24 protein-coding genes and 4 pseudogenes are annotated in these 24,019 nt (G+C 32.1%); 10 read left to right on the top strand and 18 right to left on the bottom strand.

The genetic code is table 11. The annotated features are described in order from the left end of the window. Nucleotides 1–37: 37 nt before the first annotated feature. The 4 genes and pseudogenes from BK580_RS01835 to BK580_RS01820 all read right to left on the bottom strand — a co-directional run bounded on the left by BK580_RS01835 (nucleotide 38) and on the right by BK580_RS01820 (nucleotide 2,822). Entirely contained in the window at nucleotides 38–616 is a 579-nt protein-coding gene (locus tag BK580_RS01835) for a hypothetical protein (RefSeq protein WP_078378683.1), read from the bottom strand. 236 nt (nucleotides 617–852) lie between these two features. Beyond that, nucleotides 853–1,377, bottom strand: a complete 525-nt coding sequence (locus tag BK580_RS01830; protein ID WP_078378682.1) for a hypothetical protein — start codon at nucleotides 1,375–1,377, stop codon at nucleotides 853–855. A gap of 471 nt (nucleotides 1,378–1,848) precedes the next feature. Next, a pseudogene (locus tag BK580_RS01825) lies at nucleotides 1,849–2,207 on the bottom strand (restriction endonuclease). A gap of 411 nt (nucleotides 2,208–2,618) precedes the next feature. Then, entirely contained in the window at nucleotides 2,619–2,822 is a 204-nt protein-coding gene (locus BK580_RS01820; protein WP_078378681.1) for a hypothetical protein, read from the bottom strand. Between the two features lie 231 nt (nucleotides 2,823–3,053). Here BK580_RS01820 and BK580_RS01815 point away from each other — a divergent pair, with 231 nt between their 5' ends. From BK580_RS01815 to BK580_RS01800, 4 genes and pseudogenes are all read left to right on the top strand, one after another. Then, nucleotides 3,054–3,293 carry a hypothetical protein gene (locus BK580_RS01815; protein ID WP_078378680.1) on the top strand — a complete coding sequence of 80 codons (240 nt, stop codon included), beginning with the start codon at nucleotides 3,054–3,056 and terminating at the stop codon, nucleotides 3,291–3,293. A gap of 29 nt (nucleotides 3,294–3,322) precedes the next feature. Further along, a pseudogene (locus BK580_RS24090) lies at nucleotides 3,323–3,385 on the top strand (hypothetical protein); the annotation flags it as partial. 92 nt (nucleotides 3,386–3,477) lie between these two features. Then, entirely contained in the window at nucleotides 3,478–4,437 is a 960-nt protein-coding gene (locus BK580_RS01805; RefSeq protein ID WP_211278989.1) for a caspase family protein, read from the top strand. Nucleotides 4,438–4,458: 21 nt separating this feature from the next. Beyond that, complete coding sequence (locus tag BK580_RS01800) at nucleotides 4,459–4,842, top strand: hypothetical protein (RefSeq protein ID WP_078378678.1); 384 nt, start codon at nucleotides 4,459–4,461, stop codon at nucleotides 4,840–4,842. Between the two features lie 367 nt (nucleotides 4,843–5,209). Here BK580_RS01800 and BK580_RS01795 read toward each other — a convergent pair. After that, a pseudogene (locus BK580_RS01795) lies at nucleotides 5,210–5,407 on the bottom strand (UDP-glucose 6-dehydrogenase); the annotation flags it as partial. 729 nt (nucleotides 5,408–6,136) lie between these two features. Here BK580_RS01795 and BK580_RS01790 point away from each other — a divergent pair. The 6 genes from BK580_RS01790 (at nucleotide 6,137) to BK580_RS24000 (ending at nucleotide 10,729) form a co-directional block, all read left to right on the top strand. Then, a complete protein-coding gene (locus BK580_RS01790) occupies nucleotides 6,137–6,685 on the top strand; it encodes a hypothetical protein (RefSeq protein WP_078378677.1) in 549 nt (182 codons plus the stop codon). Continuing rightward, nucleotides 6,675–6,833, top strand: a complete 159-nt coding sequence (locus BK580_RS23460) for a hypothetical protein (protein WP_169864752.1) — start codon at nucleotides 6,675–6,677, stop codon at nucleotides 6,831–6,833. Before BK580_RS01790 ends, BK580_RS23460 begins: the two co-directional genes overlap by 11 nt. A gap of 48 nt (nucleotides 6,834–6,881) precedes the next feature. Then, nucleotides 6,882–7,049 carry a hypothetical protein gene (locus tag BK580_RS23455; protein WP_169864749.1) on the top strand — a complete coding sequence of 56 codons (168 nt, stop codon included), beginning with the start codon at nucleotides 6,882–6,884 and terminating at the stop codon, nucleotides 7,047–7,049. Between the two features lie 184 nt (nucleotides 7,050–7,233). Further along, complete coding sequence (locus BK580_RS01785) at nucleotides 7,234–7,458, top strand: hypothetical protein (RefSeq protein ID WP_078378676.1); 225 nt, start codon at nucleotides 7,234–7,236, stop codon at nucleotides 7,456–7,458. Nucleotides 7,459–8,451: 993 nt separating this feature from the next. Then, entirely contained in the window at nucleotides 8,452–10,254 is a 1,803-nt protein-coding gene (locus BK580_RS01780; RefSeq protein WP_078378675.1) for an outer membrane protein assembly factor BamB family protein, read from the top strand. Nucleotides 10,255–10,597: 343 nt separating this feature from the next. Further along, nucleotides 10,598–10,729 carry a hypothetical protein gene (locus tag BK580_RS24000; RefSeq protein ID WP_268877355.1) on the top strand — a complete coding sequence of 44 codons (132 nt, stop codon included), beginning with the start codon at nucleotides 10,598–10,600 and terminating at the stop codon, nucleotides 10,727–10,729. Between the two features lie 384 nt (nucleotides 10,730–11,113). On the opposite strand, the pseudogene BK580_RS01775 reads toward BK580_RS24000, so the two are convergent. The 13 genes and pseudogenes from BK580_RS01775 to BK580_RS01715 all read right to left on the bottom strand — a co-directional run bounded on the left by BK580_RS01775 (nucleotide 11,114) and on the right by BK580_RS01715 (nucleotide 24,018). Further along, nucleotides 11,114–12,296, bottom strand: a pseudogene (locus BK580_RS01775) (nucleotide sugar dehydrogenase). A gap of 277 nt (nucleotides 12,297–12,573) precedes the next feature. Then, nucleotides 12,574–13,014 carry an HIT family protein gene (locus BK580_RS01770; RefSeq protein ID WP_078378674.1) on the bottom strand — a complete coding sequence of 147 codons (441 nt, stop codon included), beginning with the start codon at nucleotides 13,012–13,014 and terminating at the stop codon, nucleotides 12,574–12,576. A gap of 67 nt (nucleotides 13,015–13,081) precedes the next feature. Next, on the bottom strand, nucleotides 13,082–14,344 hold the full coding sequence (locus BK580_RS01765; protein WP_078378673.1) for an O-antigen ligase family protein: 1,263 nt from the start codon (nucleotides 14,342–14,344) through the stop codon (nucleotides 13,082–13,084). Between the two features lie 730 nt (nucleotides 14,345–15,074). Continuing rightward, nucleotides 15,075–15,326 (bottom strand): hypothetical protein, encoded by a 252-nt coding sequence (locus tag BK580_RS24135; RefSeq protein ID WP_235863978.1) that lies wholly within the window; start codon nucleotides 15,324–15,326, stop codon nucleotides 15,075–15,077. Nucleotides 15,327–15,423: 97 nt separating this feature from the next. After that, the gene (locus BK580_RS01755; protein ID WP_078378672.1) at nucleotides 15,424–16,950 is read right to left on the bottom strand and encodes an oligosaccharide flippase family protein; all 1,527 of its coding nucleotides are present in this window, start codon (nucleotides 16,948–16,950) and stop codon (nucleotides 15,424–15,426) included. Between the two features lie 184 nt (nucleotides 16,951–17,134). Beyond that, complete coding sequence (locus BK580_RS01750) at nucleotides 17,135–18,229, bottom strand: polysaccharide pyruvyl transferase family protein (protein WP_078378671.1); 1,095 nt, start codon at nucleotides 18,227–18,229, stop codon at nucleotides 17,135–17,137. Between the two features lie 39 nt (nucleotides 18,230–18,268). Beyond that, nucleotides 18,269–19,285, bottom strand: coding sequence for a glycosyltransferase family 2 protein (locus BK580_RS01745; protein ID WP_169864746.1), 1,017 nt, complete (start codon nucleotides 19,283–19,285; stop codon nucleotides 18,269–18,271). Beyond that, a complete protein-coding gene (locus tag BK580_RS01740) occupies nucleotides 19,278–19,718 on the bottom strand; it encodes an FAD synthase family protein (protein WP_078378669.1) in 441 nt (146 codons plus the stop codon). The genes BK580_RS01745 and BK580_RS01740 overlap by 8 nt, the downstream gene beginning before the upstream one ends. Nucleotides 19,719–19,780: 62 nt before the next feature. Continuing rightward, the gene (locus tag BK580_RS01735) at nucleotides 19,781–20,644 is read right to left on the bottom strand and encodes a LicD family protein (protein ID WP_169864744.1); all 864 of its coding nucleotides are present in this window, start codon (nucleotides 20,642–20,644) and stop codon (nucleotides 19,781–19,783) included. 87 nt (nucleotides 20,645–20,731) lie between these two features. Continuing rightward, nucleotides 20,732–21,580, bottom strand: a complete 849-nt coding sequence (locus BK580_RS01730; protein ID WP_078378667.1) for a LicD family protein — start codon at nucleotides 21,578–21,580, stop codon at nucleotides 20,732–20,734. 112 nt (nucleotides 21,581–21,692) lie between these two features. Continuing rightward, nucleotides 21,693–22,526, bottom strand: a complete 834-nt coding sequence (locus BK580_RS01725; protein ID WP_078378666.1) for a glycosyltransferase — start codon at nucleotides 22,524–22,526, stop codon at nucleotides 21,693–21,695. Between the two features lie 2 nt (nucleotides 22,527–22,528). Beyond that, complete coding sequence (locus tag BK580_RS01720; protein WP_078378665.1) at nucleotides 22,529–23,386, bottom strand: NAD-dependent epimerase/dehydratase family protein; 858 nt, start codon at nucleotides 23,384–23,386, stop codon at nucleotides 22,529–22,531. Next, complete coding sequence (locus BK580_RS01715) at nucleotides 23,383–24,018, bottom strand: sugar transferase (RefSeq protein ID WP_078378664.1); 636 nt, start codon at nucleotides 24,016–24,018, stop codon at nucleotides 23,383–23,385. Before BK580_RS01715 ends, BK580_RS01720 begins: the two co-directional genes overlap by 4 nt. Nucleotide 24,019 lies beyond the last annotated feature (1 nt).

Raw genomic sequence — 24,019 nt, 5'->3', positions numbered from 1 at the left:
ATCTAGCAACGGGGCACTTATTCCTGAACATGCACATTCAATTTTTTTTGTTTATTTTGTAAGATTTTAAAATAAATTTTATATCTAGCTCATTAGTATAGTCTTTTTTATCTTCTATCAATCTAAATATATTGTGAAATTCTTTACATGTGTTATCAAAAATTCTTTTATCTCTTGCTGAATGCTCTTTTGTATTTTCAACCATTTTCCGAATAGTTATAATCTCTTTTCCATTCAATTGCTTAATTCTGAATAGTTTTGTAGCCTCTTCTTCAAATAATTCATAAACCTCTGATGACAAAGTATCTTGGACATGTTGATAAGAGAAAGCTCTATACGAATATAAAAACATTTGAATAGATCTTTCAACATAAATTTCATCCTTCTCTATCTCTTTAAAGAGATTATTATCATGAGTATCACAAAACCCTCTGTAAATAGTTGCATTTTTGATTATTACAGACGAGAAAAGTTTTTTTGACTCCAAATATCTCAAAACGGTCGTTTGGATTAATCCAGAATACCTGGTTATTTTGGCTATTAATTTTAAAATACCGGATTTCCAAATTGAATGAGATTGAACTGCTAGGCTGTTATGTGCAGTCGCTAGTAACAATTCTTTTTTTCTCTAATGTTTTTTTGATTGAATCTTTTAACTTAGCATCTAATATATTCTTTTTCTTACCACCAAACATTTTCATCCTCCTAGTACTTCTCTCTCTATAAATCTAAATGAGACGAATCACCTTGAAAAAACTTTAATTATTATAGATTTTTTCCGTATCTTTTCATTAAAGTGATTTATTATTAAAAACCTCTATTTTAGTAATATATAAATTGGAATTCACAAACCTACTCTTTCTTACTCCATTTAATATCATCTAATTTTCCCAATAATTCTGCCCATTTATCGTCTTTATTCCAAAAGATTTTTCCATTATGGATTTCTCCAAGCTCAGTCTCCCACAGAACATTTCTCTCTTGAAACTCGTCTATAACACAGTACCGCCATTTGAGTCCATTAGTGTAGATAACTCTTTTGTAGAAATCAAGATGACCTATTAACTGTTCTAAATGATTTTCTAAATCCAAATCCTCATCCACATATTTAACCTCTACCGCCCCAAGAATATCTGCATCATTGCTTTTATCTCTTGTCCGTATCACGAAGTCTGGAAATCCCATTTTTCCTCTATACTGTTTAGAAAAATTTGTTTTCCTGCGCACAGAAACATCTCTTAAAGAAATCTCATTACCTTGTTTTCTTTCTCTGATGATACAGGCAATTATTGAGTACAAATCACATTCCACAAGGTTCTGGGCTCGTATCAATTCAATTTCATCCTTATACATATTAAAATCACTTGCTAATGACATACGCTATCTCACTTTTTAAAATATTTTTTTGCACGCATTTTTCGTTCATTTGAGTACGATAAAAAATACTATTTTTCCAGTACTTAATAATTAATTATCATTTTATTATGACATTTTTTATAAAAACAACATTACTTGTTATACGATATTTTCACCTATAAGAATAGCCTAAGGCTATAAACCTCATTTACTTATGATACGGGTTCACCAATGTTAAACCTATATCTTAGTTTTGAACTTGTTTTTCAGTTCTCCACTCGTAATTAATTTTATGTAGAAGGGTAATAGGCCATTGTTGGCAATAACTATTTTCAAATTTCCCACTTCCTTATTTTCACTCTATAATTACTAATCTAATATTATTGAATAATAATAACTTTCAACATTGGGGGATTTTCATTCTTAAAATAATTAAAAGTGGACGAGGGACCTGTCTCTGTGGAACCTTATAATCATCTCCTCTTTCAGCTTTTAACTTAACTTTTTATTTGCACCTTTGTTTTCCTTTAGCATCCAATTCATTAGATGCTTGCGATCAATCAACCGTACCTGGTTTGAACTAGCTAGTTTTTTAGCTTGTTCGGTAAAAAAACTATTAGTCACCACCCAGCACTCATCTGCTTTGTAATGGCTTTTTTCTGAAGCTATTTCTTGTACAGCTTTACTCCAACATTTTTCTTATATCTTTTTGCTTGAATAATAACTTTCTTACCTTTTGTTGTTAAAATTAGGTCCGCCCCATAGTCGCCACTTGCTGGTGTTAATTGTACATAATAGCCTTTTGCTTTTAATAAGGCCTGAAGATATTCTTCAAACTTCCTGCCTGGCATTTTATCAACTTCTAAAATACCTGACTCTCTGAGTTGTTGCTTCCTCAGCACATTCATCATTAATTCAAATATTATGAAAACACCAAAAAATATTATTATCCCTAAAGTTAATAACGCTGCAGCTGTTAACATAGACAAAAGTAAGTCCAGCCCCATTTTAAATCCATCAAAGAAACCTAGTCCCATACCGTCTACTCCTAGTAATATATTTCTATTTGAAATTCAATAATTCACATTTTTTTTATATCAAACTAATCTGCACTATCCTTTCCAACGTTAAAAAATATTAAAGAATAAACCATCAAGTAGTAGTATAAAAATTTACTGTCATACTAGACTTTGTTTATTTACAGAAAAGCACGGGGGGAGAAGAATAGTCTTCTCCCCCCTGCCACTTTAATAATTCCTAAATCAATCCCTATTAAACAAATCCCTCATATAAACCTTCTCTTCCACATCAGCCAATTCAGCATCTAATCTATTAGATACAATCAAATCTGATGCCTTCTTAAATTCGGCAAGGTCTTGGATTACAACAAATCCATCAAAGTTGGCTTCTTGTAGTCCTGGTTCATAAATAACCACTTCAATGCCTTCATCCTTTAATCTTTGCATGATTTCCAAATGAACTTTATTACTTTAAATCAATAAATGGTCGATCGTAGTGCCTTTCCCCGTGTCCCGCACTAACGAAGCAGATTAATGGAATGAGGAGTTTTACCATAACTAGGTTAATAACATTAAGGATTATCATATAGAGAATATAAATTTATTAGATTTTCGAAGTATTTTAGCAGTATAATAGTAATGGTATTCATACAATATTCACCAAAACGAGGACAGTTTATGAATAAATTAGCCTATTTGCTTACTTATGTCGTTTTTATTAGTTTTCTTTGTAGCTTGTTCATCAAACGAAACAACTATCAAAGAGAAAATGCTGAAACAAAGAAAGAAGAGAAACAAAAGGACCAGGGTGTAGCTGAGGCTAAAGCAAAGGCAGAAGCTGAAGCCAAAGCGGGGCTGAAGCAAGTTCGACTACTTCTAATGGAGGGGCAGAGTTCTTTGCCAATTGTACTGATTTAAGAAAGGTATATCCAAATGGCGTTCCAGCTGATCATCGAGAATATCAGTCTAAACTGGTCAGAGATAAAGATAATTATGTTTGTGAGCTTTAGTAGACTTATTAGGTAATTTATTTGTTTTAATCGGCCCCTCTAACAGAAGAAAATCAGGAAAGTTATTTTTAGAATACATTGGAGGTGTTATTTTGAAGAAGGCATTGATTATTGGAATTGACGAATATTCAAATGCACCTTTACATGGATGTGTAAATGATGCTAGTGCATTAGCAGAGCTATTAAAAACAAATGGAGATGGGGCACCTAATTTTGATGTTTCGTTGAAACTTAATGTAAAAACAAAATCTGAGTTTTTGGATTTGCTTGAAAGCCTGTTTAGTGGAGATGCTGATGCTTCGTTGTTATATTTTTCGGGTCATGGTAGTGAAAATGGTCACCTTGTAACACCAGATTATAAGGGTAAGGACTTAGGTGTACTAATGAGCGAGGTTCTAGGGTATGCAAATAATTCTAAATGCAAAAATAAGATAATTATTTTAGATTGTTGTTATTCAGGGAAATTTGGTGAGTCGCCTGTTATAAAAAGTAATGAATCTACACTGGGTGAAGGTGTTACGATTATGACTGCTAGTTCGCGAGATGAAGTTGCCATGGAAAGCAATGGACAAGGCCTTTTCACAAGTCTTTTTCTGCAAGGGCTAAGAGGAAGTGCAGCTGATATTACTGGGAAAATTACACCAGCTGGGATATATGCATTTATAGATCAATCTTTAGGTGCATGGCAACAACGTCCGGTTTTTAAGACTAATATATCGCATTTTATTTCGGTCCGGGATATAGAGCCTAGAGTACCTAAAAGCAGTTTACGTAAATTAGGCCAATATTTTGATTCTCCGAGTGATGAATTTAAACTAGATCCTTCATTTGAATTTACAAACAGCCTTGAATATGAGCATGAAGTTGTAGAACCACATGCAAAACAAGAAAATATAAATGTGTTTAAAGAACTTCAGCTATTTGAGAGTGTAGGGCTTGTTGAACCAGTAAATGAAGAACATATGTATTTTGCAGCAATGAAGAGTAAGGCCTGCAAATTGACAGCTCTTGGGTTACATTATTGGAAATTATCAAAAGATATTAGATTTTAGGAATATAAGAGGAGGAAAAGAATGAAAATTAATATATTTATTCCACATCGCTGGAACAATAATGATTATGGCGATATTAGTGCTCTATTAGATCGTACAAAATTCAGTGTTAGAGATTATTCCGTACCAAGTAGTTCGCCATTTGATAGTGTTGATAGGAGATTCAATGTTGATCCTCAGATTCAAAAGCAAATTAAATACGCTAGCGTTGTTATATGTTCAAATCGACCAGCCAATAATACTGGAATGGCACTTGATGAAATCAAATTTGCGATTAGCCTAGGAAAGCCTGTGGCAGCTGTTAAAATTACTGAAAGTACTAGTAGTAATATCTCATTATTAGGTATAGATGTTGTATCAAAAAGAAAAGATTCATTGGAAACGTGGATTAGTAAGAATGTGTAGAGGTCTAGAAGAGGAAGATAAGTATCTAATCAATTTTAAAACTGACTAGTCGAGGTCCATTCAGGTCATCACTTTAGGAGTAATTGTAGGCATTGAAATTCCACGACATAAACATTAAACATTTATTGTGAAGAACTGTACTTACACTAACGGGGGGCTTTAGCACAATAAAAAATAAAAATTCAGAGCCTAAAATATGCAAGTTTTACACCTCTTGCTGTTGCGTATTTTGGCTCTTTTTACATTCATAAAATATACTGCCATTTATAGCATTTTTAAATTGCCAAATACATTCTTATTCTAAATAACCTTTAACGCTTTAATTTTATAAAGGGACACGGTGCTGTCCTCGTGTCCCTATAATCGGATCGGTTGTTGCCGATAAGTTTAGTTTTTGGGTTGCTAAAAACTCTTCAATTTCCTTATCCACGATAGGGGATTTTCTATTATTAATCATATCTACTTTTTCTTGAATAAGATCAAGGGCGATTACTTCGTTATGTTGTGCTAGTAACACTGCGTTAGATAGACCAACATAGCCAGTTCCTGCTATTGTTATTTTCAAGCTACCACTTCCTTATTTTAACTCTATTTTTCATTAAACTAAAAATATTGAATGAGTACACGTTCCAATAGAATGGTAAAGTTTTTCATTCTTAACCTTAATAAAAGTGGACGAGGAATATGTCCCTGTGGACACCCTTCTGCTTCCATTGATTCGGTAAACAGGATAGGAACATTACAATAAAAGAGGAGAAAAAAGCAAATCAAATATGAGAGGAAATTGCAACACATCCGTTTTTACTTGCTTTCTTATTCCAAATAATATTTAACACTTTAAATAAATAAAGGGATGCGGTGCCTGTCCCTTTGGACACCAAAAGTTTCTTCAGTTGTATATTTTTGATAACTCTCTTGTCTTCAAATCTATAATACATAAAAAATTCAGATAGAAATGATTTATGATAATGGGCAAAGACAAGTTTCTAACTTAACACTATAAAACAGAGTAGCAGAAGCGTAGAGTGCTGAAATGATAGTCATTCTATACAGCACTTTCACGAAGGAGATGAAGGTTGGGTAATTGCTTTTACCATCAATAAGATACATTTCTACCCATTCATTTTGAAATTGAAAGAGCAGAGGTTGAGGGTAAACAAGAACAAACAGAATGGTCCTTAATAAAAGAATACATTGAAAATATAGAGAGAATCAGAGATTTCTGATTCTTGTTTTATAGTAGTGATACTTTATAGTATAATATAAGAAAAATTGTAAAAATGTAGGTGTGATTATGAATCAACCCATAGAAAATGGGACTAATCCTAGTGAGCCTCACTACAATGTAGATTCTTGTGATGCTATTCTTGATACAGCTAAAACAGTATATGCTGAAGAACAAGCCCGTTTTATCCAGTATGAAAATAAGACCAATATAGGGTTAGCTTTTGGAGGGGTGATTTTAGTTGCTTATTTGACTTACCTAGGATCAAATAAATTGCTTCTTCATGATACTGGGTATCTAATCTATTCTATTTTATTGAGACTCTCTGTCCTTATATTGTTTACAATCGGCATCATCTATTTTTTGAGAGCTATAAAAAGTGGTGATTATAAGCAAGTTGATCTTTCGAATATAGTAGTTTTAAGTTTTGCTCAAGACCCCGTTGAAACAGTCAAAATAGAACTAGCTGCTACATATAAGTCAGCCGTAGATGAAAACAAAACTATTTTAGATAAAAAAACAAAATTTTATGATATAGGTTTAACGTTGGTAACACGGGGATTTTTAATTTTTGTTATTTATTTTGTTATAGAGGAGGTCATTAAATATGTCAAGTAAAAAAAACACCTTCACGGAAGGAAATACTAGACCTCCTTCATTAGTTGGAAGAGGTACAACGACGGTCAAGCGGGATGCTTTTTCCGAAGGAATCAATAGAAATGTTAAAATTGAAAGAAGAACTGAAACAAGAAAATCAAATAAATAAGAATATTTCAGTTGGTATATATCCGCTTCCCATAAAAGGAGATAAAGTATGACAAATAAAAAGAGCTATATCAAAGGTTCAAGAACACCTTCTATGGATGGTAGAGGCACAACCACAGTAAAGAGGGAAGTCTTTGGACAGAAACGTTATGGAAATACATGTAAATCAAATGAGAAATCAACCAAACCATCAGCTACTAGGTTATCAAATAAATAGATACGAGAGAAAACAGATTCAGGAGAAATTCTCCCTGGATCTGTTTTTCTTCTAACTGCCTTCATTCACTTTAAACATAAAACTTCTCAATTTACCTTGAATCGGAGCATATTCAAGGTATTCATTGGTAATTTCCTGACTTTGGTCTCCTTTTTTCGATGTGGATTATTCGAAGTGATAATAAATGGATGAAAGAGATCATTTTGCAAAGTTAGTAGATCTTGCATGGATGAATTCGTCAGGAGTAATTAGTGAGAGAAGCATGATTGTACTATTTTTTAAAGGATACTCTGGTAGGAGAGAAGGCAGCTATCGTGCTGTTTTGTTTTCGTCTATTCGAGTAATTCGGTATTGGTGCGGATACGAGGGTATTGTAATGGAAACTTTTATAGAATTTGGTTCATCATAAACACACCTTAATGAAGAATGATAAGGAGTGAATACAAGCTGTCTTACTAGTTTCGTTTTTCGCTCCCGACGAACCCTCTGACCAATCACCTTTGGATTGTTGTACATAAAATCACCTCTAAGGTAAGTAAATCCTAGAGCCGACTTCTCGTGAACTATCTATGGTGCGGAATTTTGTTTTTACACACTATAGAGGGCAAATCGATGAAAAAGTGGATCTTCCCATGTTCTAGTGCCACTGCGCAAACGTTGAGTAATGGGTTGCTGTGGACACCTGGCAGACGTGAATCAAAAATATGGCAACGGTGGATCAATCGTATGGCTGTAGTCACACTAGTCCCCCCGTCCAAATTAAATCGCTCCTTCCGCAATTGGTGACTCAAAACTCCGCACCGCTGGCTCTTTCCTTCCGTCACAAGCGGTATTTTGAGAATATTAAAAATAAAGGACGAGGTACCTGTCCCTGTGGACACCAAGTTAAAGTCGCCCTTCCTCACTTACCTCGACCAATTAGAGAATTTGCCGAAAAACACCTATCAGAGGGCTAAGGGGTGACAAGGACCAATTATTTCATAAAACTTCCATAATTACCTATAAATAGTGAATAATCTTCCATTACTGAATTGATTTACCTTAACGGATCAGATTACATAAAGATGGAGGATATATATCCATTTAAAGAGAATAAATACTAAAAATGTAAAAGGGATATTCGGTATTAATACTATAAAAGCTTTATTAACGGATGTATTAATCGTACTTGTATACAATGCCTATCAGTTGACGATTATAAGAGATTGCATAGTTTGAAATAAAGAAACTTCTAAAACGAAACGGTGCTTAGATCAAATAGGATTGTGGCACTCTCTTTGCTTAAGTTAATCTGCTAAAAAATGTTTAAATTCACAATTAGGTTTTAAAGGAAATTCCCTAGAGTCTTGTAAATCAAAGTATTATAGTTAAATAAAAGAGTGTGGAGAGGAATAATTTGTAGATGGGAAAATGTCGGATTACTAGTAAAATAGCTTATTATTTATTCTTCCTTTTCTTATTAGCGGGATGTAAGAATGAAGAGGTTGTTTGGGAGTGGGATAGTTTTCATGGTGGTTTAGAGGGCTATCCAGGAGAGATATTGATTAATGAACATACAGTATATCTTGGTGGTGATGATAAGTATTTTTATGCAATCGACCAGGGAACTGGTAAAACATTATGGAACTTTGATTCGCGAACAATGAGTCCATACAAGCCGATCATCTATCAAGATATGATTATCGTTGGTGCATATGGGGGAGGCGTTTTTGGGGTAGACCAAAGGGGGAACCAGGTTTGGAAGTTTAGACCTCAAGAGACAACTACCTCGCAGCCTATTATCCACGAGGATAAATTATATATTGTAGAACCCAGCAATAAACTTCATGTTTTAAATCCATTAACAGGTGAATCGCTAAATGTCCTAAGAGGATATGCAAACAAAGCTGATTTTATTGTGAGTGGAAACATCATGTTTGCAACTGATTGGTCAGAGAATCGTGTCATAGCAATCGATTTACAGACTGGTGAAGAAGTTTGGATTTCTGATCAGATCACCTCAATGCCATCTACAATAGAGTTAATTGATGGGATATTGTACTTGCTAAGTGATACCGATGATATGGAGGCAAAAAAGTTATCAGCTATTCATGCTGAAAGTGGCAGTTTATTATGGTCAGAGCCATTAAAGGGAATGTTTTATACGACTCCGGCTTTTACAGAAGACTCCTTCTATTATTCCGTTAATGGCATGCTGTATCAATTTAGTTTAGATGAGAAAAAGGAAGTTTGGAGTAAAGAGACTTCAATAGAGTATGTAAATTTCCAATTTGATGCTAAAAATAAACTTCTTTACTATAAGGATTGCGATAGAAGAATATTAGCGATGGATGAAGAGACAAAGGAAATAAAATGGTCTTATGAACATAACAAGGACTTCTCACAATTCCAAGTAACAAAAGAAAATATATTTTTAAAACATACAAATTCATTAACGATGATTAAGTCCCAATTCAAATTTAATGAAGGAGTCGATCAATTTAGAGATCAAGAAGAAGCAATGTCACCTAAAGATATAACAGACTCAGGTGAGACAGAAACAAGGCATAATGATAAAAAAATATATGAGACCATTAAGGTTAAAGAGTTAGACGCAAACATTAGATTTAAGCATACTTTACTTGATAAAGGGGATGAATATCGTGTTTTTATTTACTCCTCGAATGAAAACAAAAGAATTTCTGACCAGACTCAGGGAAATGAAACCCAAGGGGATGAAATCTACTCTGGCGATTATCGCATAGCTGTACAGCTAAATGATGAGGAAAATGTAATGGTTACAAATATCACATTAGATTCATATATGTTTAATATGACACTTAATCCTGTAACTCTGTTAGATGGAAAAACAGATATCCTGAGCATAGTTTCTCTTGATGATGAGAGCGGATTAAAAGGCGAACTCTTTTTTATAAAAGATAAGCAGCTTACTAGGGTAAAAAATAGCGAAGAAATCGGTACAGTATTTGTGAAAGAAAATATTAAATATATTGAGGACGAGGATTATTATCAATACGCTTATATGGGACATGGAGTTGGGGGTTTCTATTTCAGTAATATTAAACTAGATGTTGGAAATAAAATGATCAATATAGAAGAAGTAGTCTTCGGGGGAATGGATGACAATCGTGACGAACTGGGACAACAGCTATATCAACAATGGATGGAAGATACAAGCTTCATTTTAACGAGGGATATGTACTAAATCTCCCTTGAAATATTGGTGGTTAAAGTATGCTGCTATAGAAGTTTCATCATTACAATGACATGGAGAAATGATTACCTTTTGTCTAGAAATAGTAGATAATGTGGACTTGGACCTAGATGACTCGGTGCATGGAGAAGCATTTAAATTATACAAGACCGGTTGGTGCAAATAGCTAAAACATCCATCGAGGGTAAACCCTCGATGGATGTTTTTTAGAAATAGAACAGTGGCTCTTTTCTGACACAATACTAACTTTCATAGTGAAATCTTAATATGTTCTTAACACCTACTTAAAATTCATATACTACAATATAGAAAAATTTATAAAGGTGGTTTGCTCATGTTTAAGAACTTTCGTGCGTGGAGAATGAATTATCTTTTAATGATAGCAAATGACTGTATTGATCACGACTTAAAAAACAAATTGTTGGATAAAGCAAAATACCACAAAATGAAATTGCATGGTAAATGACTTTTATAGACAACTATGTACAACTGCTAGTCTCTCGAGTAATAGCTTAGCTAAGTTCTTGGCAAGAAGTACTAGCTGCAATCTTAGACTGACAAATATAATACAAGTAAACTTGTGGATTAATTAATATTATATATAAAATATGCCTCTCAGAATAATAATTCTGAGAGGTATTTTTTATCTTCAGCATTTCCGAACTACCAGGTAATTCAATAGGGATAAGGTTTGAGTTCCACACCTACTTTAAAAACTCTCAGGAAAAATATATGACAGTTTGTACACTTCGAAGCAGTGAGAACCGTCATGCTACTTTACTGAACTTTGTTTTTTTACAAGAAAGCGACAAGAAGAATATTCTCTCCTGCCGCTTTAATAAATTCCAAATCAATCCCTATTAAACAAATCCCTCGTATAAACCTTCTCTTCCACATCAGCTAACTCAGCATCTAATCTATTAGATACAATCAAATCTGATGCCTTCTTAAACTCTGCAAGGTCTTGGATTACAGCAAACCCATCAAATTGGGTTTCTTGTAGTCCTGGTTCATAAATAACCACTTTTACTCCTTCATCCTTTAACCTTTGCATGATTCCTTGAATGGCGGATGCTCTGAAGTTGTCGGAGTCTGTTTTCATGGTTAGGCGGTAGATTCCTACTCTTTTGGGTTGGGCTGCTATGATTCTGGATGTGATGTGTTCTTTTCTTGTTTCGTTTGCAACTACTATGGACTCAATAATATTATTGGGGATGCCATCAAAGTTCGCGCGTAATTGCTTTGTGTCCTTCGGTAGGCAGTAGCCGCCGTATCCAAAAGATGGATTGTTGTAATGTCCTCCGATTCGAGGATCAAGACCTACGCCTTCAATGATATCCTTCGTATTCAAACAGTTTATTTCCGCATACATGTCTAATTCATTAAAATAAGCCACACGCATTGCTAAGTAGGTGTTTGAAAACAGTTTTACCGCTTCTGCTTCCGTTGAATTGGTAAATAGGATAGGTATATCCTTTTTCACGGCCCCCTGAGCTAATAGCTGCGCAAACTTCTCCGCTCTTTCCGATTTTTCACCAACAATGATTCGAGAAGGGTATAAATTATCATATAACGCTTTCCCTTCACGTAAAAACTCTGGAGAGAACATGATATTCTCGGTTTGGAACCTTTCTTTTACCTCTTTCGTATACCCCACTGGAATAGTAGACTTAATGACCATTACCGCATTAGGATTAATAGAAAGAACCTTATCGATTACATTTTCTACCGAACGCGTATTAAAATAGTTCTTCTCCGGATCATAATCAGTAGGTGTTGCAATAATAACAAACTCAGCTTCTGTATAAGCTTTAATAGGATCGGTTGTTTGCCGACAAGTTTAGTTCTTTTGTTGCTAAAGACTCTTCAATCTGCTTATCTACGATAGGGGCCTTGCTATTATTAATCATATCTACTTTTTCTTAAATTAGATCAAGGACGATAATTTCGTTATGTTGTGCTAGTAACACTGCGTTGGATAGACTAACATAGCCAGTGCCGGCAATTACTATATTAAAGCTACCAACTTCCATATTTTAACTATATTTATAAACTAATATTATTGAATAATTACAAGTTTCAACAGAATGGTGAAGTTTTTCCTTCTTACTCCTAATAAAAGTGGACTAGTGATCTGTCCCCCAGCAAAAATGAGAAAGCAGAACCGTCCCCACCGCTTATTGGTCGTAATAACCTTAGCAGGATTCTCTTTTTCATCTTTTAAGTGAAAAAGAGAATCCCGCTAAAAAGCAGACAATTCAGCTTTTTAGCGGGATTTTGTGTTGATTAGTGAATAATCTAGGTTAAAATTTATTCATCTTGTAAATTCTCTTTAATAAGTCTTAATAAATCTTCACTTCTAATTTTGTCCAATTCAACCCCAGACAAAATTGGTAAGTTCGGCCAAGTTAAATCTCGCCAAATCTCACCTATAACTTCAATCTCTTTTTCATATCTAGGTATAATATGATAATGTACATGTTTATCTACCATCATTAGCATTAAATAATTTATAACATTATACCCAAATGTTAGCTCGAGTGTATTTTCTATTACTTTAATAATATTACTAAGATCAGTAAACTCTTCTTGTTTCAATTCCCCAAAGGTTACACACTCCCTTTTTAATGAAAGGACGCCAGCACCAACAGTCGCTTGATGCGGTCTTAACGACCAAATCCAATATTCGGTTTCAAAGATCGTCATCTCCGAAATTTTAAATTTCTCTTGAAAATTCTTTAAGCTACTCAAGCAATCACCCCATTAATTTTTTTTGACCTACCTCTACTTTTTCTAATCTAAAGGTTATCTGAAAACTCTAGTAGTTACATTGTGAAGGGTTTTTATCTAACCCTTTAAATTTAATCAGCTTATCTATTGATAATATTATTCCGATAGTAGCAAAAACAGTTAATTGGTCATATCCTGTCTCGTTTATTAAAGCAACAGATAAATATGCAATTAACCAGGCGAATAAACCTGCGCCCATTGTTTTAGAAATATATGTCCTAGTAGACTTAATAGTTCTCAATATACCAATTATAATTATTATAAAGCCCACTAAAGCTAAAACTCCAAAATGAACAAGCCAATTTAAAAGCACATTATGTGGTCCGTGACCTGTCGGAGCGTATTTTCTATAATCACCTTCTAATTGTCCAAATACCCAGTAATCAGGTATATTTTCTATATAATTTGTCCATATAGCGGTTCGTGCTTCATCTTCTATATTAACTCCTCCTGCAAGCCTTGAGTTTAAGTTGTCAAGAGTGCTTGGAAAAAAATAAGCCAATACAAAAAAAGTTAATGCTATAACAACGGTGAATTTTACATATTTAAAAATTTTGTTTGTTAATATTAAATAAACTATTGCAGATATTACTATTGAGACTAATGCGGCACGAGACAGACCTGAAATACTTCCAAATAACAGCAGAAAGAATATACTTAGAAGTATCTGTTTTTTTAACTTTGATTTTTCAATTGCTGATATTGCAACTAATAACCATCCAACTGATATATAAGAAATAACTGACGCATTCCAAAATGCACCCGAAAATAAAAATCCATTTAACTCTGAAATTCTTGTTCCAATCATTTCAGGAAAAAAAACTATTGGTATTAAAACCGAAAATGATGTACCTACTCCTAATGCCATAGTTACATTTATTAAAGATTTAATACTTTTAATACTTTTAACTAGAATTATCATCAATAAAAAGCCTCTAGCAAATGTCATAAAATCTGCATAATGAACATTTCCTGGCATAAACAGAGAGGGAAACTGAATAAATAGAATTAAGAATTTTACCATTACTGCAATAACTAAAACTCCCCAGTATGGAAAGGTTAAATAAGAATGACCTTTTTTCTTAATTAAAAAATCTACAGTTAATATAAATGCCGTAAAAACCAATAGAACATAAAAAGACAGAATTATCAAGTTATATACCGAACCTAGCCCCATGTATAATAAATAACTCCTAGAATTTAAAAGGCCTGCAAGAAAAACTAATATAACTAATATATTTTGATAACTATGATTTTCATTATCAATATCAATATTATCATTTTGAATCATTTATAAATCTCCCGCTTTATTAATCTGTATTCAATTATAAGATAAGAATTTCTCATAAATGTAATTTTTATTAGTATTATCTGTAGAACAGTATAAGTATAAATTATAAATAGCAATCACCATTTTGTAACTCTCTATAAGAATACACCAGTGTCGCGAGTATATAAAATAAAATTCACTCTATTAACCTTCATGGTTCAGAGCCAAAAAAGTAACCCCTCTAATAAAGGTTGCTCTGTCTATTTGGTTTTTATTCACATTTAAAATTTAACGACAACGACCGTTTCTTCGTTATGTTACAGCTTTTCCTTCGATTGTTCGAATCTAGATGTGTACTGGTATCCAAAGTGCGGCTTTTTATAAAAGGTTAAATTGTAAGGTTTTGTGTTAACTTCTCGATTCAAGTTGCACTAGCACATACAAACAATACAAGATTATTAAGATAAGATTTGATTATGAATCACACATTCGCTCTCACTAAAGAATCCCTAATTGCCAAGATCAAAAACGTTTTTGCATTCTTTTTCGTCTACCATAATTTCAAACTGACATCGACCATGTTCATTCGCATTGGTAACTACAGCTTTTTCAGAATAAGATTTCTCCTTCTCCATGAATACTAGGTGTAAATATAACTTTACGCCAGCTTAAGTTTAACGGAACTCAGCCCATATGCAATTCTTTAGTTTAGGTAGTACTTGAACCAATGATTTTTAATGGCATAGAGTGATTATTGAATAATTTGTTTCATCTGGATTTGAACGATTAAATCTAGAAATAGCTGTTGAAAGATCTCTGGGTTTAACTTATTAAGGGTGAAAAACTGACTGTAACTACGAAATTTCCGATGTGAAGCTTGGTCATCGAAAAAACAAACGCTTAGCACGTATAGACTTTCTGTTTCGTGCAGCTGCACATAGAGCAATAACTTTAAAAATGAATTCCGTCGTAAGTTTTTTAGTATAAAATCTAGTTTCATCATTTTCAAATTTCTTTAAAACAATTTAATATTATTAGTATTATTAATAACGAAATTATATCTATACAATACTAGCGGTAAGATTATTACCTCAACTACATTATCTTCTATACACAATTTTTCTTAATTTAATACCTTCATTCCTAAATAGATTTTTTTCATAATCATTCATTCCAAAAATCCAGATGATACCAAAATATATTACTGTATAGATTAGACTTTGAATTATTAGTATACCCCATGTATTACTTGTAAGTAGTAACAATGGCATTCCTATAACAATAGAAAGTAAAATAGAAAATAATAACTTATTAAATAATTCTTTGAAAAACCTCAGAATATTTAACTTAACCTTAAAATGGTAGTAGATATTCATTATTATTAGATTACCAAATATTAACGATAATGTCGTACCAACTGTAACTCCAATTGAACCGAACCTTTTTGCTAAGTAAATACTAATAAATAAATTGATTACTGCTATAAATAGATACGTTATCGCTCTAAAACCATGCATATTTTTAGCTTGTAATATTGAGATTCCTATAGTTTGTGTAAGGACAATACTTAATGGAAGTACAACCATTAAGGCAATACTCCAAGATAATTCATAACCTGGCCCTAGCCATAATAGTATGAATTTTCCCCCAAATAGTATGAAACCTCCAATTGCAAATCCTAAAACCAAAAATTGTATTCTACCAGTTTTTATTAATAAATCAGTCAACTTTTCACTCGAAGCATTTTTCACTACCATTTTTGTAATTCTAGGTAGGAATACACCAGAGATTGCTGTAGAAAAAGTAATAAAATACTGACCAAATAACATTCCAATTGCAAAGATAGCCACTTCACTTGTACCTGCATATATCCCTAGTACTAAATGACCAATCCTCCAATATATTTGATCTACGATTACACTTACAAATATTAAAGAAGAATACGAAGTAATTTCTTTAAATAGCTGTAAATTTAAACTGTGCAATAAAATTTTGACTTTTAACTTAAAAAAAACATAAGCCATAGTAATTAGCATCATTACTACATTAAGAATAGCATCTACAAGAACAATTGCAATAGCCTTGTAACCTAATGATAATAGTATTATTATTACAATTGCCCTTATTAATAGCCTTGTTATTATGAGTGATTTAGGGAAAACAAAATGTTCATAGGCATTTACTATTCCAGTAAATGATTTCATTGGCAATGTCAAAGCCAAATTAATGATTAATATAATAAACATCACTTTTGCAATATTTATTTCATCAATTGTTAATGAATCCCCAAAAATATTGTCCAAATTTAAATATAGGATTACCCCAAGTCCCAACACAATTATTGATATAAATAGATAGATAATAAATGTTGATGCTAAGAAATTCTCCTGTGATTTACTGTCATTTTCTGCTCTGTATTTAGCCACAAATCTTGTTGTTGCATTCCCCAACCCAAAATCCATTACTGCTATATAACCTACAAATGCACCTATTAACACATAAAGACCATATTCAGATTGGCCTAAATTGCGAACAATAAATGGAGTTAATACTAAATTTGTAATGTTACTAATAAAAATGGAAGTATAAGATAAATATACTCCTAGTTTCAGCTGATTTATTTTCATTTTTTATAACCTTCTTTGATATTAAAAACTTTCACAAATTTTTCTATCGAACGTCTCGATAATTATCTAAGCTCCTCAACATTTTTAATACGCTCTAATTTAAATACATATGATTTATATACACTCTTTAAAAACGTTATGGCATGAATCTAGCTAGATCCATACCATATCGCTATTAATTATTTTACTTATTTAGTAGATATTCATCTAATATTGCAAAATGTTTTTCTGAGTTTACTATTTGTTTTGAAATATCTATTATATTTCTATCCATACTTTCAAATATCTCTTTTGGATCAGTTTCAGAAATATTATCTAGGTTTGCAAACGCACCTTTAAAATTAACATCTTCCATCACATTTGTCATTTTTTCACTATAAGCTATAGGATACACAGGTCTATTATAAATCCATCCTAATATCATAGCATGAAATCTTGTCGCAATTATTAAGCTTGATTTCGAAATAACTTCTAGTGTTTCTTCAATATTTAGTTCATACAGATGCCGAGCTATCCTGTCTGAATATTCAAACGGAATGAGACTTATTATTTTTTCTACTGCCTCATTATCACCTTCTGGCTCGCAAAAAGACATAAGAGTCACATTATAATCTCTATTAATGAAATATATTGCTATATCTTTAATTTTGTTATAATATATCTCATCTAGATTAGATATGTGCTTTCGGGAGGGTTTAATTACTGAAATTACAATATTTTTTTCTTTTTTCTTTTCTTCAATTCCGTCTTTTTTTAATTGGAATATTATATCGTCTGCCACCCTAACATTACCTAAATCTTGGAATAAATTGTATGAGTATTTCTCCCTAAAACATATATCTGTAAAGTTTGAAAAGAGAGACTTATATTTAAGGTAAAATTCATCACTTTTATACGGTCCAAAATTTGCACCTAATAGAAAAAATGGTTTTCCAGGAATATACATACCTTTTTTAAACTTATACTTATTTTCCCAATTATTGTATTGCATGAATAACGATCCACCAATGTATATACCAGCATCACACCTTTCAGCAACACTGTTACGCGTAAACATGTAGTTTACGTTAAGCTTTCTTAAAATAAAGTTAATTCCTTTATAAATTTTATAATCACTGCGAACAAAGTTAATATTTGGTGAATTTTGAGTGAATTCCTTATATTCCTTTGGTGCATATAATACAAACTCTGTATTTAAATATCTCTCACATAATACTTTAATAAATAAATCGTCACCTAAATTTCTATTTGTGTATGCATTAAGCATTATTTTCTTCATCTATTCCCTCTCTTTTCAATCATTGTTTCTTTTTAATTTCTAACGAAAATTATTAATTTTTGATAAAGTTATTGAATAGTATTGAAGTATTAGCCTCATCTTCTTACCTAATAAGTATCCATATATTTTAGTGGTTACTCTTCTTTTATTAAACCGCCATAGAATCTCCCTTACTGAGGTATCATCCATAATACTATCAATCTCTACTAATTTTTCTCTAAATGATAATGGTGAGCTTTTTTTATTTAAATTTGAAATACTCGAAACTATTTTGTCAACAAATAATTCTTCTATCTCATCTTTATTTTTACCATAGTAAATATCATTGTTTTTTAGAAAAGAAACTAATCTTTCATGGATAAGCTTTCTCGTTAAAAATAAATTTTTATGGTAACTTTTGGTTATAGATGTATAATTAAAACGTATATGATTATATACTGGTACTCTAATTATATATGCTTTATTCACAAAATTGATATAATCGAGATTTAATAACAGATCTTCACCAATTTTTAATTTTTCATTAAACTTCACACTTTTTAAAATATCCTTTTTATAGAGTTTATGCCATGTATAATGAAATAATTTTTTTTTCAACAATTCACCAAACGATTCTAATAACTCTTTTTTGGTTAATATACCTATATTAGTAGGTAATACACTCTTCTTTATATTATCTTCATTGCTATTATAAATATTATAGTAACCGGCTATCACAAGTTCTACACCCTCTGAATATTCCATCAATGCTTGAACTGAACCTTCTTCTAAATAGTCATCTGAATCAATAAATTGTATAAATTCTCCACTAGCAATTGAAATCCCTTGATTCCTTGCATATGCCGGTCCTCTATTTTCTTGATAAACATATTTAACTCTAGTGTCATGTTTAGCATACTTTTTGGCAATACTTTCACTATTATCCGTAGAACCATCATTAATAATTATTAATTCAATATTTTTATATGTTTGTTTTAAAACACTTAAAATACATCGTTCTAAATATTTTGCTGAATTATATACTGGTAGAATTACACTTACTGAAGGATTAACCACTAACAACTGCTCCAGCTGAAATCTTTGAAAGTACTTCTCTTAACATTGAAGATGATGTCCCTTTAGTATATGGGAAATAAACTATTTCCACACCTACTTTACGAAAATCATCTTCAAATTTATTCCACTTTTCTGTTCCCTTCCAGTCATCACCAACAAACATTACATCAAAACTATACTTTTCCCAAGCTTCCATCTTATCCATATGAATTTGGGGTACAACCATGTCTACGTAACTAATACTTTCAACAATTTCCATTCTTTCTTGATGTGGTATTATTGCCTTCTTATTTTTATATGATACTAGTTCATCCGATGTAACTCCTACTATTAAAAAGTCGCATTGTTCTTTTGCTCTTTTTAATAGATTCAAATGGCCAACGTGAAACATGTCATAAACACCTGTAGTATATCCAACTTTATGTCTTTTCATCTTAACTCCTCCTATATTTCAGAAAATCATTCTATCTACTTAGTCTTTAGGAATGTGGATTTTTAATTTTTTTTCGTATCAAGATTAATTTCTATTACACCATGATGTGGCTTCTGCTGATCACCTGGGGGAAGCTTCATATATTCACCATACAAATTTGATAATACTTGATCATAATTATGAGGTATAGGAAAATACATCTCTTCAAACTCACCTTCTATTCTTTTGTTAAAATCATCTTTTTTTATCATATATGCTCTATACCTTTTTTTAGATGCTCCATTTGTTAAATGAGTGACATACTTTGTCTCTTTATTATTAAACATTCCAGCAACTCTTGTTTGGAATTTATCAGTCCAACTTTTTGAAATTAACTTTGACATAAAAAAAAGATTAATTCTTAAAGCTCTTTCTAGATAGCTCTTCCTACCAATACACCTTTTGAACGATCTTGAACCGTCTAATTTTATTAAACTGAAAAATAAAAACTGGAAAAATTTCCTGTGAAAAAAGCCACTAAGTGTTCCTGGTTTAATATTATCTAGTGGCATCAAACTTATAGAAATCCCATGATGCATATCAAATTCTTTATAAGTATCTTGCAAACAAATCGTATCATTTTTTCTTAACTTTCCTGATTGTTTAAAATAATTCTTATCTGTATCATAAGTTTGCATAAAAAACTTTGAATCTAACTCAATTTTGCATATTTCTACAAACCTATTATAATCTTCCCTCATCAAGCTGATATCAATATCATCATCCCATGGTATGAATCCTTTGTGTCTAATGCACCCTAAAAGGGTACCAGCGAATAATTGGTAATTAATGTTGTGCTTACGGCATATTCTGTCGAACTCAACAAGAATTTCCAGTTGTATATCTTGAACTTCTTTTATTTCTATATCTAGATTTTCAAATTTCAAGTTCATTACCCCTTCTGATAAAAATTGCTTATAGTAATAAAGTAACTTGATAGTATGATTAACATAAAATTTTTCTATTAATATTCATTATAATTTAAGTTTATTTTTATAACTTCTATCATAGTATTTATAATCTTTCTCTGTGTCTACAAAAACCGCATGAGATGGATAACAATCCCTTGTTTTTTGATCAGGCATTCTCATGAATTCATTCCCATATCTCACTTTTAAATATTCCTCTACCATTTCAGGGACTGGAAGTTTTTCTTGTGAAAATTCAACATATCTTGGAATCCCTAGAAATTCCTTGCGAAATGATGTGTTTTTAAATCCTGCCCTACCAAAAAAGTGACCTACTAAACCAGTTTCTTTATTATTCAAGCCCCGCACCATCTTTAATAGCCACTTCAGTACAGTTTTATTTATAACGTACTTTGTAATTAACATCGTTGTTTTTTTTAGTCTACTATTTGTAGTATATCCCCTTATAGCCAAGGTTCTTGCTATAATTAACCTAGCTGCTACATACTGAAGGCACCTATAAATAACATTCTTAGAGGCATTATTCAGACACATAATATCAATAAAAATTCCTTTGTGCATATTTCTTCCTTGTGTATCCTCTTCAATATAAGTAGTATTATTCATTCTGATTTTCGAAAAAAATAATGGCCATTCTTCAGTATTCTCTTTTTGAAAATAATAATGTTCCTTATTTAGGTAGTTTTCACACGCAACTATAAATTTTTTATAGTTATCATATGTCATAAATACATCAAAATCATCATCCCAGGGAATAAAACCTTGGTGTCGTATAGCACCTAGTGCTGAGCCGCCCATTAAATAATAGGTTATTTCATGCTCTTTACAAAATTCATCTAAATAAATCGCTACCTCTAAGATTTTATCTTGAATTTCTTGCATATTTGTAACCATTTTTAGCCATCCTTTTAGATATCTCTTTTATTCTCTTTACCTAGTACTTAGTAGTCCTATATCTCTAATTCACCCATTCACAAAACCTAGTTCTCAAACACTATCAAAACTATTATTTTGCTTTTTTTCTCAAAAAGGAATCGGAAAGTAATTTTAGAAACCATACTGGTGAAAAAAACATAACTAATTGACCAATTACAACCACGAATAAGTCGAAAGTACCACAATACCCCTTTTTCCAAAAATCATATATAACAGCTACATAACTTTTACAGTTGTCCCAACTTTTTCGACGTAAATAATTGTCTTCATTCGATCTAAATAGCAAAAGTGCCTTGTCAATATTCATTGCTATACATCCTTGATTGAGCATTCTGCCAAACAAGTCGATATCTTCTTTTCTTTTTACATCATGATATCCACCGCATCTTAATACCTCAGATTTCTTGTACATCACAGTAGGGTGGTTGAACGGGCTTCTTCTTCTTGAAAACTTCAAGATATCTTCATGTTCTGTTGGGACCACTCGTGAAGTGACAATATTATTTGGATCATCAAAAAATTCATCCGTCATAGTTCCAACAATACATAATTTATCATTTTCCATGAATTCTTTGACTTGTAATTCACACCGATTCTCAAGAGAAATATCATCAGTATCCATTCTAGCCACTAACTCATTTCTACAAATCTTTAGACCTTCATTTAGTGCTAATCCTAAACCTATATTCTTTTCTAAAGGCACAATGGTAAATAGGTTAGGTTCTTTTGTAACATAAAAATCAATTACTTCTTCTAATTCTTCAGTCAACTTTCCATCTTTTACAATTATAATTTCATTAGGCTTTAAGGTTTGAGAAAGCATGCTATCAATGCTTAATCTCAGGAAATCTGGTTTTTCTTTATAATACAAAGACATAAGTACACTGTATTTCTCTTCCAACATCTTTAATTCCCCTCTGTCAACTTAATTGACTCTTCTAATTCCCTAATTCTATACTTTTCACTATAATTACTTATACTCATCTCATAAGTCAAATTGCCGAAAACCTTATTAATAATTCCAATTTTTCCTAGCATCACTTTTAAAATACCATTAGATAATCTCGTAAACCTCATTTTTTTTCCATGCACTTCAGCAATCATCCTTACCATCTCACTCGTCTTCACATATTCACTATTTTGCGGAAAAAACATCCCACTTTCCTCATTCTCAATCATAAGGCGAATAAACTCACACAAATTGTCTATATGAAGCATACTACGCTCATTATCAATATCAGGAAACACTGGAGTTTTCTTTGCTATTTTTGCAAGCTTTTGATAGTTGCCTTTAGAACCCTTTCCATATATCATTGGTGGCCTTATTAAAACTATTTTAAATACATCACTTTCTAAAGGTTTTATACCTTCTTCTGCTTGCAGCTTGCTATTTCCATAAAAATTACTTGGTGTAGGTATAGTGTCCTTATTAATAACTCGTTTTTCGCTACTACTATCACCGTAAACAATGATACTACTTAGGAAAATAAACTGCTTCACACCTTCAGCTTTAGCTTTCTTAGCTACATCTATTGTTAAATCACGGTTCACTTTATAATACAAATCTTCCATCTTTGGATCAGATGAGACATGTGCAATTCCAGCAACATGCAGTATAGAATCATAGCCCGCGAAATGCTCTTCTTTCCATTTACAATCTCTTAAACTAATAAAATCTACCGAATACTTATCATTATTTTTAATCCATTCGCCAAAACTATTTCCAACGTAGCTGTTTATTCCAGTGATTAATATTTTTTTCACTTCGGTATATTCTCCTTACCACTCGCAATTTCTTTCTCAGCTGTTGCACCTGTCCCACCTTCAACAACCCCATCACTCTTCGCAACACTAACAATAGTTCCGAAGAAACACTTAACATCCATTCCTAAACCAATCTTCTCCACATAGTCCCCATCAAGCTTAGCTTTCACCTCAATAGGAAGTTCATCCCGACCATTAATCTGCGCCCAACCAGTCAAACCAGGTGGCACATCATTCGCACCAAACTTATCACGTTCTGCAATCAAATCAAACTGATTCCATAATGCAGGTCTTGGGCCAATAATACTCATCTGTCCAACGAATATGTTCCAGATTTGCGGCAGTTCATCTAATGAAGTCTTTCTCAAAAACTTACCCATCTTTGTGATATACTGCTCAGGATTACCTAATAGATGTGTTGGTGTATCCTTTGGCGTATCTATTCTCATCGTACGGAACTTCAAAATATTAAAATGTGTTTTGTTAATACCAACACGCTTTTGCTTAAACAACACAGGTCCTCTTGAATCTATTTTAATCCCTAAAATAAGAATTAAAAGAATCGGGGATAGCACGATCAACCCTATTAAAGAAAGCACAACATCTATTAGCCTTTTTACCTTCATATACATT

Origin of the sequence: Sutcliffiella halmapala (assembly GCF_002019665.1) — a bacterium.
In the GTDB taxonomy this organism is placed as follows: domain Bacteria; phylum Bacillota; class Bacilli; order Bacillales; family Bacillaceae_I; genus Sutcliffiella_A; species Sutcliffiella_A halmapala.
The sequence above is the reverse complement of the archived record's forward strand: the minus strand, read 5'-3'. Positions and strand labels throughout refer to the sequence as shown.